1 protein-coding gene is annotated in these 1,433 nt (G+C 37.6%); it reads left to right on the top strand.

Annotated elements, in window-relative coordinates:
- Nucleotides 1–139 precede the first annotated feature (139 nt).
- Entirely contained in the window at nucleotides 140–889 is a 750-nt protein-coding gene (locus A10D4_RS13305; RefSeq protein ID WP_008490142.1) for a hypothetical protein, read from the top strand.
- Nucleotides 890–1,433 lie beyond the last annotated feature (544 nt).

Below are 1,433 nucleotides of genomic sequence, written 5' to 3'. Positions count from 1 at the left end.
CAAGAATAATGGCTCCTGAGTTCAAGATTTAGCTTTCTATACCTTATTTAGTCAGATTTATCACAAATAATATTAATTACCATTTCCTCTTTATATATTGTGTTGTTAATTTTTATTCAATAAAAATAAGGGGTAAAGTATGAGGTTTTTATCCAGTTTCTTCTTTTTTTCTATATTCCTAAGTCTTTGTTCTTTTAGTTCTATCGCTTCAGAAGTAGGAAGTTTCTGGAAGTTGACGATATGTAACGATTGTTCATCTGAAATGCAATTTCGAAACACAGCTTCACTTTTCAATAGTGGGAATGTCGTAATATTCAACTTGGAATTAAATAATATAAGAGCTTACAGCGTAGAAAGGGTGCCCCGGGTAGGGGAACAAATACAAGCTCCGATACCAGTACCTGCGGAAGCATATGATGCTTTAAATAAATACTACATTTTAAAAGATAGAATTTCTTTTATAGAAGCTAATATGAATAGCACTTCTGATTATCATTCAGAGTTTAGTACTTATGGTCTTAGTGGGCCTTTTGGCGGGATCTGCGGGCCAGAGGGTAGTGACCTCGCAACTTGGATACCTGATGGGGTGTTTTCTAACGCTTGTTCTGGTCACGACCAGTGCTATTCAAATGGCAACTATTCGAAAATGTTTTGTGATGATCTCTTCAAAGAGTCTCTAAAGGTTGCAATTATTAATGCCACAGATGATTTGAATGTTTTCTTAAAGTTTTTAACAAAGAAAGCCTTAGAAGAGGCGGCATATATTTATTATAAAAAGGTGGTCGAATCAGAAAGTGCATACAATGCATACTGTACGTCAGGTGCAAATAATCAAAAATCATTTTGTATGGCCGGCCACGAAGCTAATCAGGCTGTTTTTGGAAAGTAGTGATGGTGTCAGTAATGGCCCTCGTTATACCGGGAGTTTTTCATATGTTTTTGATGGGGTAACCTTTACGTACGAATATAGGTGTTACCCTACTCGAGTTAGCGATGGTGAGTTTGCTTGGACGAATCAGGTTTGTGAGTTTGTATTGACAGGGGGTTGACTGATTTCTGTAATTTAAAATAGTAAGGAATATATTATGTGGATTCATGTTTTTTTTATAGTAATCGTTGTTTTGCTATGTTTAAAACTTAGTATTTGGGTGCCAATGCTGGTCACGTTAGTCGCTTCGTTTATTTATTTCCAATGGCTGGTGGCATCAAGCCCAGCGGACGGCTTATCTGGGTTGGTTTTCTGGATTTGGCCTGCTACGTATACACTATTGAGTGGAGCGCTTTGGTTGTTGTTAAATCGCTTAAGGAAGTATTACCGTGATGCTCACCACTAGCGCTAGTGGAGAGCGTGATGATGATCAAACCACTTCAAATGTTATCTAAAAAACTCGATATCAGGCATGATGGTGGCTGCGTGGGTTTCTAAGGCAAAG

This window comes from Idiomarina xiamenensis 10-D-4, from assembly GCF_000299895.1.
GTDB lineage: Bacteria > Pseudomonadota > Gammaproteobacteria > Enterobacterales > Alteromonadaceae > Idiomarina > Idiomarina xiamenensis.
This window is presented reverse-complemented; position numbering and strand designations above follow the sequence as displayed.